The 1,088-nt window shown below is 68.0% G+C and carries 2 protein-coding genes; both read left to right on the top strand.

The annotated features are described in order from the left end of the window. The coding region (locus AC2FL1_RS23525; protein ID WP_496878541.1) for an NADH-ubiquinone oxidoreductase-F iron-sulfur binding region domain-containing protein at positions 1-299 on the top strand (299 nt) is incomplete at its 5' end. Position 300: 1 nt separating this feature from the next. After that, positions 301-1,088, top strand: a 788-nt coding sequence (locus tag AC2FL1_RS23520) for a 2Fe-2S iron-sulfur cluster-binding protein (RefSeq protein WP_496878540.1), incomplete at its 3' end; no start/stop codon positions are given.

Genomic DNA, 1,088 nt, shown 5'->3' with positions numbered 1-1,088 from the left:
TGCAGCCGCATGGCAGCTTCATCGGCTCGGCGGCGGTGGTGGTGCTGAGCCAGCAGGACAGCGCGCGCGACGCGGCGCTGAACATGCTGCGCTTTTTCGAGGATGAGAGCTGTGGCCAGTGCACCCCCTGCCGGGCGGGCTGCGAAAAGGCGGTCCAGCTGATGCAGGCCGAACACTGGGACCGGCCGCTGCTGGAAGAGCTGTGCCAGGTGATGGCGGATGCCTCGATCTGCGGTCTGGGCCAGGCGGCGCCGAACCCGATCCGGCTGACCATGAAACACTTCGCGGAGGAGATCTGAGATGGCCGACGGCGCACATGTCGAGATGGTGAGCTTTACCCTCAACGGCGAAGAGGTCACCGTGCCCGAGGGGCTGACCATCTGGGAGGCGGCGCATGGCCGCGGCCTGGTCATTCCGCATCTCTGCCACAAGCCCGACCCGGGCTATCGCCCGGACGGCAATTGCCGCGCCTGCATGGTCGAGGTCGCGGGCGAGCGCACGCTGGTCGCGTCCTGCATCCGGCCGGTGGCCGAGGGCATGGTGGTCACCACCGACAGCGCCCGCGCCGAGGGCGCCCGCAAGATGGTGGTCGAGCTGTTGCTGGCCGACCAGCCCGAGGTGGCGCATGACGCGTCGAGCCATTTCCACGCCATGGCCGATCTGAACGGGGTGAGCGAGAGCCGCTTTCCGGCCCGCGACGCGGCGCATGTGCCGCTGCTCGACGACAGCCATGTGGCGATGCGGGTCAACCTGGATGCCTGCATCAACTGCAATCTCTGCGTGCGCGCCTGTCGCGAGGTGCAGGTGAACGACGTGATCGGCATGGCCGGGCGCGGGGCCGGGGCGCAGGTGGTGTTCGACCAGAACGACCCGATGGGTGCCTCGACCTGCGTGGCCTGCGGCGAATGCGTGCAGGCCTGCCCGACCGGCGCGCTGATGCCGGCGACCGTGCTGGACAGCTATCAGCATGGCGACAGCGCCGATTACGACCGCGAGGTGACATCCGTCTGCCCGTTCTGCGGGGTGGGATGCCAGCTGAGCTTCAAGGTCAAGGACAACAAGATCAAATACGTGACCGGCGTCGACGG

The sequence above is a fragment of the Ruegeria sp. YKSF070 genome, from assembly GCF_059612725.1.
Note: the sequence above shows the minus strand (reverse complement) of the source record. Positions and strands in the feature narration are given on the sequence as shown.